Source organism: Halarchaeum sp. CBA1220 (genome assembly GCF_003721175.2).
Lineage (GTDB): Archaea > Halobacteriota > Halobacteria > Halobacteriales > Halobacteriaceae > Halarchaeum > Halarchaeum grantii.
In genome coordinates this window covers 454,386-470,243 of the sequence record NZ_CP054707.1, presented here as the reverse complement: position 1 = coordinate 470,243, position 15,858 = coordinate 454,386, and the positions used below count along the sequence as shown (strand labels likewise).

The window sequence follows — 15,858 nt, the reverse complement described above, 5'->3', positions numbered from 1 at the left end:
CGCGTCGAAAGCCGTAGGTAGACGCGGCGGCTACCGTGGGCCGTGACGACGGTCGGTCTCGACGACACGGATTCGCGGACGCTCGGGATGTGCACGACGTACGTGGCGGCGCGGGTCGCGCGCACGCTCGCGGAGCGCGGCCACGGCGTCGCGCGCGTCCTCCTCGTCCGCCTGAACCCCGCCGTCGAGCACAAGACGCGCGGGAACGCGGCGCTTGCGATTCACACGGACGCCCCGGAAGATACGGCGTTCGCCGTCGCGCGCGACGCCGTCGAGGCGGCCGCGGCGGTGGCCGACGACCGGACGAACCCCGGGCTCGTGGTCGCGCCCGGCCGCCCGGACGACCCGGACGCCGTCCCGGACGCCGTCGCCGAATTCTCGCGCGACGCGGTGCGCGACCACCACGACATCGCGGACGCGACGGCGCTCGTCGAGGCGGCCGGCTACCGCTCGGCCGGGTGGAAGAACGGCCGGGGGCGCATCGGCGCGCTCGCCGCCGTGGGCGCGTGGCGCGCGTTCGAGGACTGGACGTACGAGTACATCTCCTACCGTGAGGAGTCGCGCTGGGGGACGGCGCGCGACGTCGACCACGACTCGGTGTTCGCGGCGGCGGACGACGCCTACCCGGACGCGTGGGACACGGTCGACCGGGGCGAGGGCGAGGCGGTCTGCGTCCCGCACACGCCCGGCCCCATCCTCCACGGGATTCGCGGTGACGACCCCGAGGCCTGCCGCGCGCTCGCGGCCGCCATCGAGGCCGAACCGACGGATTTCGCCCAGCTGTTCGTGACGAACCAGGGGACGGACGCCCACCTCTGCGACGCGGACGCGCTCGACGCGCTCGCGGACGGCCGGGCGTACCGCGTCGACGGGACGGTCGCGACGGCCCCCGAGACGCGCCGGGGCGGCCACGTCTTCTTCGAGGTGGCGGACGACACCGCCGAGGTGCGGTGCGCGGCGTTCGAGCCGACGAAGCGCTTCCGCGAGCGCGTGCGCGATCTCCGCGAGGGTGACGCCCTCACCGTCTGCGGGGAGGTGAGCGATGGGACGCTGAAACTCGAGAAGTTCGCGCTCCGCGAGCGCGTGACGACGGCGCCCGCGACGCCGGTCTGTCCGTCCTGCGAGCGGACGATGGAGTCGGCCGGCGCGGGCCAAGGCTACCGGTGTCGGGACTGCTCGACGAGCGCGCCCGGGAAGGTCGCGGAGCCGATAGCCCGCGACCTCGACGTCGGCTGGTACGAGGTGCCGCCGTGCGCGCGCCGGCACGTCGCGCGTCCGCTCGTTCGCGGGTCGTGGGACGCCCCGGTCCATCCCGAGCACTGACTCTACCACGACTCGGGCGCATCACCGTATTTAGCTCTGATGGCCGCTCACGCGCCCGTATTTGAACGCTTTCGGTTTTATTTTCGAACTCGATAGACGGCTATATATGTATCGGACGAGTCAGCCGAAACGACCGATGCGAACCAACACTGTCGCGCCATCGGTGCCGCGAGAGGTGGGCGAATGACTCGCGGAGCCGTCGCGAGCGCCGTCCCCACCGACGGGGACCTGCGTCCCACGACCGAGACGGAGACCTGGCCGGAGTTCGAGCTCACCTGTCGCGTCGAGGAGTACGAGGACGGTGCGGAGTGCACCGTCTTCCCCGCCGATGCGGACGACGACGAACTCGTCACCACGTGGCTCACCGCCGCCGGCGACGCGTTCGTCGACCTCGAATCGGTCCGGTAACACCCGCCCGCGCGGGTTTCTCGCCGTCCGGGATGTCGCCGGTGCGGCCGCCGTCGCGCCGACGCGCGCGTCTAGTACTGGTCGATGGTCGTGCCGACCGAGCAGACGTACTCGCCGGACGCGACCTGCGGGAGGCGCCGCGAGCGCCAGAAGACGCCGTCGTTGTCCGCCGAGACCTCGGCTTTCACCTGCCCGAAGACGTCCGTCACCCGAAAGAGCGTGTCGCCGCGCGCGACCTCCTCGCCGAGCTCGACCCGGTAGTCGACGACGCCGCCCGAGGGCGCGCCGTAGCGGTCGAAGGCGTGCGCGCGCGTCTGCGGGTGCACCTCCGTCTCGCCGTCGAGGAAGCCGTAGTGCCTGAGGACGTTGAAGACGCCCCGGACGCCGTACTCGATGGACTCCTCGTCCCACCCGACCGCGCCGCCGAGCTCCGGGTCGATGGTCGGGACGCCCTCGTCGGGCGCGGCGCGCGCGAGCTGGCCCTCCGGCCCTTTCTGGTCGAGGATGTAGCCGCAGTCGAAGACCTTCGCGAGCTCGAGGCACTTCCGGTGGAGGCGGTGGTGGCGCCCGCAGCGCACCCGCACCTCGTTTATCATCCGACTCGTCGAACCCTGGTGGAGGTCGAGGACGTAGTCCGCGCGCGTCGCCGCCTCGAACGTCGCGTGCGCGATGCGCTCCGAGGACGACCCGCGCGCGTCGCCGGGGTAGGCGCGGTTCAGCTTCGTGTCGTCGATGGGGTTGCGGTGCTCGGCGACCTGGAACCCGAAGTAGTTCGCGATGCCGACGACGAGAATCGTCCCCGACAGCTCGGCGGGGTCGAGCTGCGGGACGACTCGCGCGACGACGCCGACGCCGTTCAGTTCGTCGCCGTCGCTCGCCGCCTGAATGTAGAGGGTCTCGCCGTCGTCGACGCCGTTGATGACGGCGACCGGCAGCCCGACCGTCGTGCCGTCACGCGTCTCGCCGACCGTCAGCCGCCCCGTGTCCATCTCGCCAGGGGCCGCGCTCGCCGTACCGAGGCTCGTCATTATCTAGTCGCCCTCGCCCGTCCGTATTGAGTGTCCCGGAACGGGTCCCGAAACGGCCCCCGAACCGCCCGCGAGCGCGCGTCGCTCAGTAGCCGCGCTCGATGAGGTAGTGTGCGATCTCCTCGAGGAGGTAGCGCGCCTCGTTGTCCGGGAGGACCTCGAGTTCGGCCTTCCCCTCCGCGACGAGCTCCTCGGCGAGGTCGCGGGCGTAGTCGATGCTCCCGGCCTCCTCGAGCGTCGCGACGGCGGCGTCGATCTCGTCGTCGGTGACGTTCTCGGGGTCGGTCGCGTCCACGAGCGAGTCTACGTCGACGCCGTTGTCGCGGGCGTGGACGGTGATGACGGTCTGCTTGCCCTCGACGAGGTCGCTCCCGCGCTGCTTGCCGAGCTGTTCGGAGGGGACGGTCAGGTCGAGGACGTCGTCCTGTATCTGGAAGGCCCGCCCGACGTTGACGCCGTACTGGTAGAGGGCGTCGACGACGTCGTCGTCCGCGCCCATGACGATGGCGGGGACGCTCGCGGCGGCGCCGTAGAGGACGGCTGTCTTGCGCTCGACCATGTCGAGGTACGCGTCGACGTCGACGTCCGCGCGCGTCTCGAAGTCCACGTCGAGCGCCTGGCCCTCGCAGATGCGCGTGCAGGTCTGCGCGAGGAGTTCGATTGCGTCGAGGCTCGACTCCGGCTCGGCGTCCGTGCGGAGCATGATCTCGAACGCCTTCGAGTAGAGGGTGTCCCCGGCGAGGATGGCGGTCTCGGTGTCGTACTCGCGGTGGACGGCGGGGACGCCGCGACGGAGGTCGTCGTCGTCCATGATGTCGTCGTGGATGAGGGTGAACGACTGGATGACCTCGATGGAGACGGCGGCCGCCATCACGTCGACGACGCCGTCGTCGAGCGCGGGGAACGCCTGATAGTCCTCGCTGCGCGGCTCGACGTCCGCGAGCGCCTCCGCGACGAGGAGGGAGACCGTGGGTCGGAGGCGCTTCCCGCCGGCCTCGAGGAGGTAGCGGGAGGCCTCGTAGAGTCGCTCGGGTTCGTCCATCGGGAGCTCCTCGTCGATGGCGTCGTTGACGAGTTCGCGTCGGTCCTCGATGGCGGACAGTACCGTGTCTTCGCGCGTGTTCTGGCTCATTTATTCTGCGAGTTGGATGATGGTTCCGTTCCGGGGGACGCGGACGTCCTCACCGGGCGTGTAACCCCGCGAGTCGGCGAGGGCGACGTACGATGCGATACCACGGAGGGACTGGTGGGCGGGAATCAGGGTGTCCGGCCGGAGGCGCTCGAGCATCTCGTAGTGCCCCTCTCGGCTGAGGTGGCCGGAGACGTGGACGTCGTCGTGGACGCGCACGCCCTGCTGGCGGAGGAGGGTTTCGAGGCGGTGGCGCTGGCCCTCGTTCGTCGGCTCGGGGATGGTGCGCGCACAGAAGACGACGGCGTCGCCCGCCTCGAACGCGAACGGCGTCTCGCCGCGCGCCAGCCGCGAGAGCACCGCGTTCGACTCGCCCTGGTGGCCGGTGACGACGAGGCAGAAGTTCTCGCGGCCCTCGTTCGCCACGCGCCGGAGCGCGCGCTCGATGCCCGCTCGGTTGCCGTGGGCCGCGACGTCGGCCGGAATCGGGTAGTCGAAGTGGCGCGCGGTCGTCGCGTACGTCCGCATCGAGCGCCCGAGGAGGATGGGTTCGCGCCCCATCGCCGCCGCGAACTCGACGATGCTGGCGACGCGGGAGACGTGGCTCGCGAACGTCGTCGCGACGAGCGCGCCGTCGCTCCCCGCGAGGCTGTCGAAGGCGTCGCGGAGGCGCGCGCGGGCGACCGCCTCGCTCGGCGTCCGGCCCGTCCGCTCGGCGTTCGTGCAGTCCTCGACGTACGCGAGCACGCCCTCGCGGCCGATCTCGGAGAAGCGCTCGACGTCGACGGGGTCCGTGACGACCGGCGTGTGGTCGAGGCGCTTATCGAGGCCGTAGACCACGGCGCCCTCCGGCGTGTGGAGGACGGGGTTCACCGCGCCGACCGTCGAGTGCGTCACGTGGACGAACTCGAGCTCGCAGCGCGCGCCGACCGGCATCGTCTCCCCGGCCTCCATCGACACGAGCGCGTTCCCCGTCTCGAAGCGCTCCTCGCTCGCGAGCTGGTCCTTCACGAGCTCGAGCGTGAACGGCGTCGCGACGACCGGGGCGTCGTAGCGGTGTGCGAGCTTCCCGACCGCGCCGACGTGATCGAGGTGGCCGTGCGAGAAGACGATGGCCCGCACCGTCCCGTCGAGCTCGCCGACGACGCGGTCGTCCGGGATGGCGCCCATGTCGGCGAGCTCGCGGCTGTGCAGGCGTTCGAACGCCGCGTCGCGGAGGAGGACCTCCGAGAGGTTCACCCCCATGTCGAAGAGGACGATGTCGTCGCCCGCGCGGACGGCCGTCATGTTCCGGCCGACCTCCTCGTACCCCCCGACCGTCGCGATTTCTACCTCCATCGTATCACTCAGCGGCGCACCGGGGTCTCGGTCGCGGACGCCGAACCGGACGCACGCGGCCGTCGAGCGCTCGACCCGCCGGACGCCGGCGCGGACGCTTCGGCGCGAGGTACGACCCCCGCGCCTAAAAACGGCGGGGATTCCGCCGTCCGCCCCGAGTGGAAGGGGATTTGTGCCCGAGCGTGGAAGCCCGAGACATGCCGGTGTCGCTCCTCGGCGCGTTCACGTCCGCCATCCTCCCCATCGTCGCCATCGCCGCCGTCGGCGCCCTCATCGGGACGCTCGCGGACGTCGACGTCGGACCGCTCAACACCGTCGCGCTCACCTTCTTCCTCCCCGCGCTCGTCTTCCACGGCGTCGCCACCACCGACCTGAGCGGCGACGCCGTCGCCGCCCTCGTCGGCGCCGTCCTCGCCTACGCCCTCCTCGTCATGGGCCTCGCCTACGTCGCCGGCCGCGCCATCGGCCTCCCCGACTCGCTCCTCTCCGGCGCCGTCCTCGCGAGCGCCTTCCCCAACTCCGGCTTCGTCGGCATCCCGCTCGCCGGCTTCGTCTTCGGCGACCTCGGCGCGACGGTCGCCACGCTCTTCCTCACGACCCAGAGCGTCCTCCTCTACACGCTCGGCGTCTACGTCGTCTCCGCGAGCCACGACGCCAGCGCGGGCGCCGCGAGCGCGCTCCGCGACGTCTTCCGCCTCCCGCTCGTCTACGCCGTCGCGGCCGCCGCGCTCCTCCGCCTCCTCGGGTGGGTCCCGCCCGTCGACGGCACGGTCATGACCACCGTCGATAGCGTCGGCTCGGCGTCCATCCCCCTCATGCTCACCGTCGTCGGCATCCAACTCGCCGACGTCGACCTCGGCCACCTCCGCCGCGCCGTCTTCCCCAGCGCGCTCAAACTCCTCGTCGCCCCCCTCGTCGGCGTCGCCATCGCGCTCGCCGTCGGCTTCGCGAACCCCGCCGTCGCCAACGTCTTCGTCCTCGAGTGCGCCACTCCCGCCGCCGTCACCCCGCTCGCCATCGTCCTCGCCTACAGCGACGCCGACGACGACCACGACACCGCCGAGTACATGAGCACCGTCATCTTCGTCACCACCGTCCTCAGCGTCCTCGTCCTCACCGGCCTCGTCGCCGCCATCCGGGGCGGCTACCTCTTCTAAACGACCTTTTGCTGCGCTCCCTTCGGTCGCTCGTCGGCCTCGCCTTCGGCGAGTGAACAGCGCGACCCCTCGGGTCCTGTCGGACTACTCGTCGCGCGGCCACTCGTACCGTGGGTCGTTCAGCGCCGCCGCTCCGAGGGCGCGCCGAGCCATCGTTTTGTGTCTCGGGCAGGAACGCGTCGCCTATGGTCCCCTACCTCAGCGAGGTGCTGTTCAACGAGCCACAGGGCCGCCCCCTCGCACCCGTTCAGTTCGGCGCGTCGTTCCTCTTCTCGAGCATGTTCGTGTATGCCTGGAGCGTCGGTGAGGCTGGCGCAGCCCGGTGGCTGCTGTTTCTCGTCGTCGGAACTGCGCTGTCCGGTGCCGCCGAGTCCCTCCCCGAAAACCGGCGACGGGCGGCGGGCGCCCTCCGATTCGCGGGCGTTCTCGCGCTCCTCGCTCTGGTCGTCGCTCCCCTCGCGGGTTTCGCGGTCGTCATCGGCGGGTAACCGTCGCGTTGTCAGTCCCGGAGGTCCACGCCGGCCTCGCGTTCGCGCGAAGCGCGACTCCGAAACGGTGGTCTACATCGAGGTGGGGGCCTCGACGCCGAGGACGTCGAGGGCGTTCGCGAGGGTGTGGCGCGCGGCGCGGACGAGCGCGAGGCGCGCACTGCGGACGGCCGGGTCGACGTCGTCGGCGAGGACGGGGCACTCGCGGTAGAAGGCGTTGAAGGCGTCGGCGTACTCGCGGGCGAACGTCGCGACCTGGTGGGGCTCCAAGTCCTCGGCGGCGGCCTCGATGACGCGGGGGAAGCGCGCGGTCTGGCGGAGGAGGGCGATTTCGGCGTCGTCGTCGAGGACGCTCGCGTCGACTTCGGCGGGGACCTCGGCGTCGTCGAGGATGCCGCAAGTGCGCGCGTGAGCGTACTGGACGTAGGGCGCGCTCTGCGCCTCGAAGTCGAGCGCTTCCTCCCACTCGAACGTGATCGCCTTCTGGGGCTGCTTGGAGATGATGTCGTAGCGGACGGCGCCCACGCCGACCTGCTCGGCGATGCGCTCGACGTCCTCCTCGTCGAGTTCGTCGTCGCGGATGCGGTCGTCGAGGCGGGATTCGACCTCGTCGCGGGCGCGGCGGATGGCTTCGTCGAGGAGGTCGTCGAGGTCGACGCCGGTGCCGGCGCGCGTGCTCATCTTCCCTTCGGGGAGGTTGACGTAGGAGTAGATGACGTCGTCGAGCTGTGAGACGTCGTTCCCGAGGAGTTCGAGGGCGGCCTGGAGCTGGCCGGCCTGCAGTTTGTGGTCTTCGCCGAGGACGGTGACCGAGCGGTCGTACGCCTCGAACTTCCACTCGTGGTGGGCGAGGTCGCGGGTCGTATATAAACTAGTTCCGTCCGAGCGGAGGAAGACGAGTTTCTTCTCGTAGCCCCACTCGGAGAGGTCGAGCTGCCACGCGCCCTCCTCGAGGACGGCTTCCTCGGTGTCCTTGAGGCGCTCGGCGAGCTCCGTCGTGCTCCCGTCGAGCATGAACTCGGTCTCCTTCACGAACTCGTCGAACTCGGCGGGGAGCCGCAGGAGGCACTCGCGCATCCCGGAGAGGACCTGATCGACGACGCGCTGGACGCGCTCGTAGGTCTCCTCGTCGCCCGCCTCTAAGCCCTGGAGGATTGTCTGGATCTCGTCCTCGGCCGCCTCGACGGCCTCGGGGTCGGCCTCCTCGAGGTACTGGTTGCCCTTGCGGTAGTAGCGCACGAGGTCGTACTCGATGCGGTCGCGTTCCGGTTCGGAGTCGAGGTCGTCCTCGTCGAACGTCTCGTAGGCCCACGTGAAGACCGCCATCTGCCGGCCGGCGTCGTTCACGTAGTACTCCTTCGTGACGTCGTGGCCGGCGTAGTCCATGAGGCGCGCGACGGCGTCGCCGACGATGGGGTTGCGCGCGCGGCCGACGTGGACGGGCCCGGTCGGGTTCGCGGACGTGTGCTCGACGAGGACGTCCTCGCCGGTCGCGGGGAGGTGGCCGTAGTCGTCGTCGCCGCTCGCCGCGAGCGTGTCCGCGTAGTAGGCGGGCGTCGGGAGGACGTTCACGTACGGCCCCTGCGCGCGGACCGCATTGACGTACGTGAGGCCGTCGACGTCGACGGCGTCGGCGATGCGCGCGGCGACCTCCGGGGGTGCGGCCTCCGCCGCGCCCGCGAGTCGGAACGCCGCGCTGGAGGCGAGCACGGCGTCCACGCCCTCGGGGGGCTCCTCGATACCGAGGTCGTCCGACGGGAGGTCGAGGGCGTCGAGCGCCTCGGTGAGCGCCTCCTCGACCTCCGCGCGGAGTGCTAGGAACATGCTACGGTGTGCGCCACGCGGGCTAAAATGGCTTCCGAAGGCACGCGGCGTCGACTCCCCCGCCCGTGTCTCAGAGCGTCACCGTCTCGCCGTCCGCCGGTATCGACACCTCGTCCACCGCCTCGCGGAGGTCGTCGCGCTCCAGCAGGCAGTGGTTGATGGCCTCCATGTGGACGGCGACCACCGGGCAGTCCGCGTGTCCGACAACCCGCCGAACGTCCTCGGCGTCCATCGTGATGGGGTCGCCGTCGACGAACTGCGCGGCGCCCGCGTTCACGACGACGGCGTCCGGGTCGTGTGCGTCGATGGTCTCGGGGACCGGGTCGTACCAGACGGTGTCGCCCGCGAGATAGAGCGTCTCCGCGCCCTCGAGGACGAACCCGCAGACGGGCGCCATCGCCTCGGCGGTCTCGCCGTGGCCGTGGCGCGCGGGCGTCCGGTGGACCGTCACGCCGTCGAACGCCTCGGCGTCCGCGACCGGCCGGACGTCCGTGAGGCCGTCCTCGCGGAAGGCGTCGGCCTCGGCGGGGTTGCAGAAGACGGGCGTGTCGTCGTCCACGGCGTCCGCCCACGCGTCCCAGTGGTCGGTGTGGCGGTGCGTGACGAGCACGGCGTCGTGTTCGAGGTCGACGTCCGGGAGCCCGACGAGCGGGTTCCGTCGCTGTCGCGGCGTGTTCTCGACCGGCGGGTTCGCGCCGGGCTCCGAGAGCATCGGGTCGACGAGGAACCGGGTGCCGTCGAGTTCGACCACGAGCGTCGCGTGTCGCACGAGCGTGACGTCCATACGCGACACGCACGACCGCCGTCGAGTTGAACCTAGGCGAGGCGGCCCGGGTCGCCGCCTCGGGACGCGGGTCTCGCCACGCTTTTCCCGCCGCGCGCCCCGTCTAGGGGTATGCCCGAGCAGGTGGATTCGCCGAGCTACCACCACGAGAACCACACGGCCGCGCAGACGTGCGGCTGGACGGCGAACGCCCTCCGCGGCGAGGGCACCTGCTACAAGCACGCGTGGTACGGCATTCGCTCCCATCGCTGCATCCAGATGACGCCCGTCGTGCGCTGTAACGAGCGCTGCGTCTTCTGCTGGCGCGACCACAACGGCCACGCGTACGAACTCGACGGCGTCGAGTGGGACGACCCGGAGGCGGTCGTCGACGCCTCCATCGACCTCCAGAAGCGGCTCCTCTCGGGGTTCGGCGGGAACGAGAACGTCCCGCGCGAGCGCTTCGAGGAGGCCCTCGACCCGAAGCACGTCGCCATCAGCCTCGACGGCGAACCCACCCTCTATCCCTACCTCCCCGAACTCCTCGAGGCCTTCCACGACCGGGGGCTCACGACGTTCCTCGTCTCGAACGGCACTCGGCCCGAGATACTGGCGGAGTGCGACCCCACGCAGCTCTACGTCTCCGTGGACGCGCCCGAGCGCCACACGTTCGACTCGGTGGTGGGCGCGACGGAGGACGACGCGTGGGAGTCGCTGCTCGACACCCTCGACGTCCTCCACGGGAAGGAGGAGACTCGGACCGTCCTGCGGACGACGCTCGTGAACGGCGAGAACATGACGAACCCGGACTGGTACGCGGGGCTCTACCGGCGCGCCGACCCGGACTTCGTCGAGCTGAAGGCCTACATGCACGTCGGCCACTCGCGCGGCCGCCTGGACCGCGACTCGATGCCGTCGCCCGAGACGGTCGAGTCGTTCGCGGCGCGCGTGCAGGAGCACATGCCCGAACACCCCGTGCTGAAGACCCAGGAGGCGTCCTCGGTGGCGCTCCTCGCGCGCGACGAGGAGACGTGGGTGCCCGAACTCGCGCCGGGCGGGGGCTTCTACGACTAACTCAATTCTGAGACGCTTCCCAAAAGTATTATGCTTGGCTAGGGGCTAGTCGGGCGTATGTCACGGGCAACGCTCGCTGTCGGCTACGACGAACTCGCCGCGCTCAAACTGCTCGCCCTCGACGGCGCGCGACGCGGCGAGGTGAAGGTGTCGTGTGGCGACCTCGCCGGCCGCCTCGACGCCTCCACGCAGACCGCCTCCCGACGCTTGCAGGCGCTCGAGGAGGCGGGCTACGTCGAGCGCGACGTCGTCAGCGACGGCCAGTGGGTCACCCTCACCGACGCGGGCGAGCGCGTCCTCCAGCGCGAGTACGAGGACTACCGGCGCGTCTTCGAGACCACCGCCGACCTCGAACTCCGAGGCTCGGTCACTGCGGGAATGGGCGAGGGCCGCCACTACATCTCCCTCCCCGGCTACAAGCGCCAGTTCGAGGAGCGCCTCGGCTACGAGCCGTTCCCCGGGACGCTGAACGTCGAACTCGCCGAGCGCTCCCGCCGCGAGCGCTCCGCCATGGAGTCCTTCGACGGCGTCGACATCGACGAGTGGGAGGACGACGAGCGCACCTACGGCTCCGCCACCTGCTACCCCGCCGTCCTCGAAGCCGACGGCGACGCCTACGACCCCGTCCACGTCATCGTCCCCGACCGCACCCACCACGACGAGACGAAGGTCGAACTCATCGCCGCCGACAAGCTCCGCGACGAACTCGACCTCTCCGACGGCGACGAGGTGAGTGTCCATGTCTCACAGTAACCCCGTGCGTGCCGACGGCGAAACCGAATCCGACGGCGAGGGTGCCGCCGCGGCCGCCGTCGACGCCATCGGACGCGGCGAACCCGTGCTCGTCCACGACGCCGCAGAGCGCGAGGGCGAAGTCGACCTCGTCTACCACGCCGCCGACGTCACGCCCGACGCCGTCGCCCGCCTCCGCAACGACGCCGGCGGCCTCGTCTGCGTCGCGCTCTCCCACGACGTCTGCGAGGCCTTCGACCTCCCGTTCCTCGCGGACGAACTCGACCACCCGAGCGCCACCGACGAGCACCTCGACTACGACGAGCGCGCGTCCTTCAGCCTCACCGTCAACCACCGCGACACCTACACCGGCATCACCGACGACGACCGCTCGCGCACCATCCGCGCGCTCGCCGATGCCGCCGCCGACCCCGATTCGTGCGACTTCGCCGCCGAGTTCCGCGCGCCCGGCCACGTCCACCTCCTCCGGGGCGCCCCCGACGGCGTCGCCGACCGCGAGGGCCACACCGAACTCGGCCTCGCGCTCGCGGACGCCGCCGGCCGCCCGCCCGCCGTCGTCGTCTGCGAGATGCTCGACGCCGACACCGGTCAGGCGCTTTCCCCCGCCGACGCCCGCCGCTACGCCGACGACAACGGCCTCGTCTACGTCGAAGGCCGCGACCTCCTCTCGCTCCGTCGCTAACGAGGAACGTTCATAACGCCGGGTGCGCAACCGTCTGCCAATGCCTGGCTTCGAACAGATGCGCGCCGAGCGCGACTCCCTCGACACCATCTGGATGAACGGCGAGTTCACCGACTGGGAGGACGCGACGACGCACGTCCTCACGCACGGCCTCCACTACGGCACCGGCGTCTTCGAGGGCGCGCGCTGCTACGACACCGAGAACGGGCCCGCGCTCTTCCGCTGGGACGCCCACGTCGAGCGCCTCTTCGACTCCGCGAAGCCCTACGACATGGAGATCCCCTACACGAAGGAGGAGCTCACCGAGGCCACCCTCGAACTCATCCGCACGAACGAGCTCGAGTCCTGCTACATCCGCCCCGTCGCCTACTTCGGCTACCACCAGCTCGGCGTCTCCCCCGGCGACTGCCCGACCGACGTCGCCATCGCCGCGTGGCCGTGGGGCGCCTATCTCGGCGAGGACGCCCTCGAGAACGGCATCGACGTCATGGTCTCCTCGTGGCGCAAGCACGCCTCCAGCCAGATCCCCACCAACGCCAAGACCAACGGCCTCTACGTCAACAGCCTCCTCGCCGGCGAGGAAGCCCGCCGCAACGGCTACGAGGAAGCCCTCGTCCTCAACAAGGAGGGGAACGTCGCCGAAGGCCCCGGCGAGAACCTCTTCATGGTTCGGGACGGCGAACTCTACACGCCCGCGCTCTCCGAGAGCATCTTAGACGGGATCACCCGCGACACCGTCATCACGCTCGCCGAAGAACGCGGCATCCCCGTCCACGAGACCGCCATCTCGCGCGGCGAACTCAACACCGCCGACGAGCTCTTCTTCACCGGGAGCGCCGCCGAGGTCACCCCCATCCGCAAGGTCGACAACGTCGTCATCGGCGACGGCTCCCGTGGCCCGGTCACCGAGGAACTCCAGTCCGCCTTCTTCGACCTCGTCGAGCGCACGAGCGACGAGCACGACGACTGGTTCACCTACGTCTAAACGACGAGCTTTTGCTGTGGGTCGGCTTCGCCGACCCTGGCAAAAGCTCGACCAAAAGCCTTCCTCGCCCCCTCCGGGGGCTCGTCGGCCCGAACGCGAAGCGTTCGGGGAACCGGCGACCTACCGGGTCCTGACGGACCACTCGGTCGCCGGACGCTACTACGCGGTCTGTTCGGCACGTGCTACTGGCGAACGTTCACGTACGAAGCCGGGACCACCCGGTCCCGTGACCTGAGAGCCGTCGCGGGACGCCGAGCGAAACCGGCGACGCGCCCTCCCGTGTGGCGACGACCAGCGGGAGTCGCCGACCGAGCGAGCGGTGAAACCGCGAGCCACGCCGATGCGTCGCCTGTTCGCCCCTTTCGTGCTTCAGTCCACGGCTATCGCCGCTCGACGGTCCCGCCACCGAGAGACGACCTATCCCTCGCGGCGCAGGCGCGTCACGACGAACTCCCGGTCGAGGTCCGCGAGGAACTGCCCGAGCTTCGGGCCCTGCTCCTCGTCGAAGAAGAGCCGGTAGCCCGTCGCGAAGAACTCGCCGATGTCGATGTCGTGGCGCTTCGCGGTCTCGTAGACCTCCCCCTGGAGGGTCTCGCCGTCCGGGTCCTCCTCCTCGATGAAGGCCGCGAGGTCGTCGAGCGCCGCCGCCGTCTCCGCGTCCACGTCGACGTCCGGCATCGTCCGGCGCTCGATGCGGTAGTTGTACTGGTTGTCGGTGCGCTCGGCCCATTCGCGGGCGCGCTCGACGCGTTCGAGGGCCGCCGCGACGGCCTCCTCGCTCGCGTCCTCGGGAATGTGGCCCTCGCGGCGCGCGATCTCCTCGCGCAGCTCGCGGTCCTCCGTCATCCCGAGGACGGCCGCGAACGTGTAGGGGAGGCGGATGCGCTCCTCCTCGACCGCGTCCACGCAGAAGGGGTAGACGCGCTCGGCGAGCTCGGTCTCGCGCTCGCTCGCGTCCGCTTCCTCCCCGAAGTAGACGCGCTCGAAGCGGTCGAACTCGTCGACGAGGAGGTCGATCCGCTCGATGGAGAAGTCCCGCGCCTTCTTCGGGTCCTTGCTGAAGAAGTACCGGAGGACCTCCGGCGCCACGAGCTCGAGGACGTCCGAGACGAGGACGACGTTCCCCGCCGAGGAGCTGAAGGGCTCGCCGTCGAGCGTGAACCACTCGTAGACCATCGGCGTCGGGGGCTCGATGTCGAGGACGTTCGCGGCGATGTCCGCGCCGGAGGGCCACGACCCCTCCGCGTGGTCCTTCCCGAACGGCTCGAAGTCGACGCCGAGGATCTTCCACTGCGCCGGCCACTCGAAGCGCCACGGGAGCTTGCCCTCGCGGAGCGTCGCGGTCCCCGCGTGCCCACAGCCCTCGATGGTCTGATCGCCCGCGTCCATGTCCGTGCACTCGTAGTCGACGGTGCCCGCCTCGGCGTCGATGGCGGTGACGGTCTCCGTCACCTTCCCGCAGTTCTCACAGACCGGGTTGAACGGGACGTAGGACTCGTCGACCTTGTCCTGGTACGCCGAGAGGACCGCCCGCGCCTCGTCGGCGTTCGCGAGGAGGTCGCGCGTGACGGCCTCGAACTCCCCGCTCTCGTAGAGGTCGGTGTTCGAGACGGTCTCGACGTCGACGCCGAGGAGGTCGGCGGAGCGCTCGATGAGGTTCGAGAAGTGCGCCCCGTAGGACGCACAGCAGCCGAACGGGTCCGGGATCGACGTGTAGGGATGGCCGAGATTCCGCCCGAGCGCGCCCGCGTTCACGTCACCGAGGTCGACGATGTCGCCGTCGAGGTCCGCGAGCTTTCGCGGGAGGCCCCGCAGGGGGTCGCGGTCGTCCGAGGTGAAGAGCTGGCGGACGTCGTGGCCGCGCTCGCGGAGGACTTCGGCGACGAAGTAGCCGCGCATGATTTCGTTCATGTTCCCGAGGTGCGGGACGCCCGACGGCGAGATACCGCCCTTGATGACGATCGGGTCGTCGCCGCCGCGCTCCTCGACGCGGTCGGCGGCCTCGTCCGCCCAGAAGACGCGCTCGCCGGCGAGCGTCGCGTGCGGGTCGTGCGCGTCGCTCATTCGTCCTCGTCCGCGACCCAGTAGTCCATCCCCGCCTCGCTCCCGTTCGGGACGATGTCGGTGCCGTCGTGCTCGCCGCGGAGGACGGCGTCGAGGACGTCCTCGGGTTCGGTGCCGTCGAGGACGATGGTACGGACGCGCGAGCGCTCGATGAGCTTCGCGGCGAGCAGGTCGACCGGCGCGGAGCTCCCCGCGCTCATCTCGATGTCCGCGATGACGTCGACGAGCTCGGCGGGCGTGATGCGCTCGTAGCGCTCGGCGTCCTCGTCGGTCTTCGGGTCGGCGCTGTAGACGCCGGGGACGCTCGTCGCGTAGACGAGCAGGTCGGCGTTCGTGTACTCGGCGAGCGCGGCGCTCACCGCGTCCGTCGTCTGGCCGGCGGTGACGCCGCCCATGATGGCGACGTCGCCGCGCCGCATCGCCTCGCCGGCCTCCTCGTAGTTCTCGGCGGGGCTCGGTGCGGCGTCGTCGCCGAGCGCGGCGATGAGGAGCTGGGCGTTCAGCCGCGTGACGGAGATGCCGATGTCGTCGAGCTCGACCTCGTTCGCGCCGAGCTTGCGCGCGGTCTTGATGTAGCTCCGTGCGACACCACCACCGCCGACGACCGCGCCGACGGAGCATCCTTCGTCGACCAACCGGTCGATGACGTCGGCGTACTGCTCGACCCGCTCGTGGGCGAGGTCGGGCGCGAGCACGCTCCCGCCGACGGAGACGACGACTCTCATAATTATCGCGAGTTAGCTCTGTCGCGGCCTTAAGGATTGTCAAGCGCCGACGCCGGCGTTCGCCGTCACGACACGGCGTCTCACGGCTCCCCGCCGAGCGGCGAAACCGACAAACCC

At 70.5% G+C, this 15,858-nt stretch carries 15 protein-coding genes; 8 read left to right on the top strand and 7 right to left on the bottom strand.

Features of this window, described 5'->3' with window-relative positions:
* The first annotated feature begins 42 nt into the window (after nucleotides 1-42).
* Nucleotides 43-1,323, top strand: a complete 1,281-nt coding sequence (locus EFA46_RS02530) for a tRNA(Ile)(2)-agmatinylcytidine synthase (protein WP_123075062.1) — start codon at nucleotides 43-45, stop codon at nucleotides 1,321-1,323.
* A 183-nt stretch (nucleotides 1,324-1,506) separates the two neighbouring features.
* Nucleotides 1,507-1,731: a hypothetical protein gene (locus EFA46_RS02525; protein ID WP_255494080.1), complete on the top strand. Its 225-nt coding sequence runs from the start codon at nucleotides 1,507-1,509 to the stop codon at nucleotides 1,729-1,731.
* A gap of 71 nt (nucleotides 1,732-1,802) precedes the next feature.
* On the opposite strand, the gene EFA46_RS02520 is transcribed toward EFA46_RS02525, so the two are convergent.
* The 3 genes from EFA46_RS02520 to EFA46_RS02510 form a co-directional block, all read right to left on the bottom strand.
* The gene (locus tag EFA46_RS02520) at nucleotides 1,803-2,759 is read right to left on the bottom strand and encodes a succinylglutamate desuccinylase/aspartoacylase family protein (RefSeq protein WP_123075064.1); all 957 of its coding nucleotides are present in this window, start codon (nucleotides 2,757-2,759) and stop codon (nucleotides 1,803-1,805) included.
* Nucleotides 2,760-2,844: 85 nt separating this feature from the next.
* On the bottom strand, nucleotides 2,845-3,891 hold the full coding sequence (idsA3, locus tag EFA46_RS02515; protein WP_123075066.1) for a geranylfarnesyl diphosphate synthase: 1,047 nt from the start codon (nucleotides 3,889-3,891) through the stop codon (nucleotides 2,845-2,847).
* Nucleotides 3,892-5,226, bottom strand: coding sequence for an MBL fold metallo-hydrolase (locus tag EFA46_RS02510; RefSeq protein WP_123075068.1), 1,335 nt, complete (start codon nucleotides 5,224-5,226; stop codon nucleotides 3,892-3,894).
* 203 nt (nucleotides 5,227-5,429) lie between these two features.
* On the opposite strand from EFA46_RS02510, the gene EFA46_RS02505 reads away from it, so the two are divergent.
* Together EFA46_RS02505 and EFA46_RS02500 are read left to right on the top strand one after the other, a co-directional pair.
* Nucleotides 5,430-6,383: an AEC family transporter gene (locus EFA46_RS02505; protein ID WP_176969874.1), complete on the top strand. Its 954-nt coding sequence runs from the start codon at nucleotides 5,430-5,432 to the stop codon at nucleotides 6,381-6,383.
* Nucleotides 6,384-6,568: 185 nt separating this feature from the next.
* Nucleotides 6,569-6,871, top strand: coding sequence for a hypothetical protein (locus EFA46_RS02500; RefSeq protein ID WP_123075072.1), 303 nt, complete (start codon nucleotides 6,569-6,571; stop codon nucleotides 6,869-6,871).
* Between the two features lie 72 nt (nucleotides 6,872-6,943).
* Here EFA46_RS02500 and argS read toward each other — a convergent pair whose 3' ends face one another.
* Both argS and EFA46_RS02490 read right to left on the bottom strand, forming a co-directional pair.
* A complete protein-coding gene (argS, locus tag EFA46_RS02495; RefSeq protein ID WP_123075074.1) occupies nucleotides 6,944-8,695 on the bottom strand; it encodes an arginine--tRNA ligase in 1,752 nt (583 codons plus the stop codon).
* A gap of 70 nt (nucleotides 8,696-8,765) precedes the next feature.
* On the bottom strand, nucleotides 8,766-9,479 hold the full coding sequence (locus EFA46_RS02490; RefSeq protein WP_123075075.1) for an MBL fold metallo-hydrolase: 714 nt from the start codon (nucleotides 9,477-9,479) through the stop codon (nucleotides 8,766-8,768).
* 111 nt (nucleotides 9,480-9,590) lie between these two features.
* On the opposite strand from EFA46_RS02490, the gene twy1 reads away from it, so the two are divergent.
* The 4 genes from twy1 to EFA46_RS02470 are packed head-to-tail and all read left to right on the top strand — an operon-like array spanning nucleotide 9,591 to nucleotide 12,952.
* On the top strand, nucleotides 9,591-10,532 hold the full coding sequence (twy1, locus tag EFA46_RS02485; protein ID WP_123075077.1) for a 4-demethylwyosine synthase TYW1: 942 nt from the start codon (nucleotides 9,591-9,593) through the stop codon (nucleotides 10,530-10,532).
* Between the two features lie 57 nt (nucleotides 10,533-10,589).
* The gene (locus EFA46_RS02480; protein ID WP_123075079.1) at nucleotides 10,590-11,285 is read left to right on the top strand and encodes a DUF120 domain-containing protein; all 696 of its coding nucleotides are present in this window, start codon (nucleotides 10,590-10,592) and stop codon (nucleotides 11,283-11,285) included.
* The gene (gene ribB / locus EFA46_RS02475; protein ID WP_123075080.1) at nucleotides 11,272-11,967 is read left to right on the top strand and encodes a 3,4-dihydroxy-2-butanone-4-phosphate synthase; all 696 of its coding nucleotides are present in this window, start codon (nucleotides 11,272-11,274) and stop codon (nucleotides 11,965-11,967) included. Before EFA46_RS02480 ends, ribB begins: the two co-directional genes overlap by 14 nt.
* Before the next feature lie 40 nt (nucleotides 11,968-12,007).
* Nucleotides 12,008-12,952: a branched-chain amino acid transaminase gene (locus tag EFA46_RS02470; protein WP_218182523.1), complete on the top strand. Its 945-nt coding sequence runs from the start codon at nucleotides 12,008-12,010 to the stop codon at nucleotides 12,950-12,952.
* A 417-nt stretch (nucleotides 12,953-13,369) separates the two neighbouring features.
* On the opposite strand, the gene lysS is transcribed toward EFA46_RS02470, so the two are convergent.
* On the bottom strand, nucleotides 13,370-15,016 hold the full coding sequence (gene lysS / locus EFA46_RS02465) for a lysine--tRNA ligase (protein ID WP_123075082.1): 1,647 nt from the start codon (nucleotides 15,014-15,016) through the stop codon (nucleotides 13,370-13,372).
* Nucleotides 15,013-15,741 (bottom strand): UMP kinase, encoded by a 729-nt coding sequence (gene pyrH, locus EFA46_RS02460; protein WP_123075084.1) that lies wholly within the window; start codon nucleotides 15,739-15,741, stop codon nucleotides 15,013-15,015. The genes lysS and pyrH overlap by 4 nt, the downstream gene beginning before the upstream one ends.
* Nucleotides 15,742-15,858: the final 117 nt, after the last annotated feature.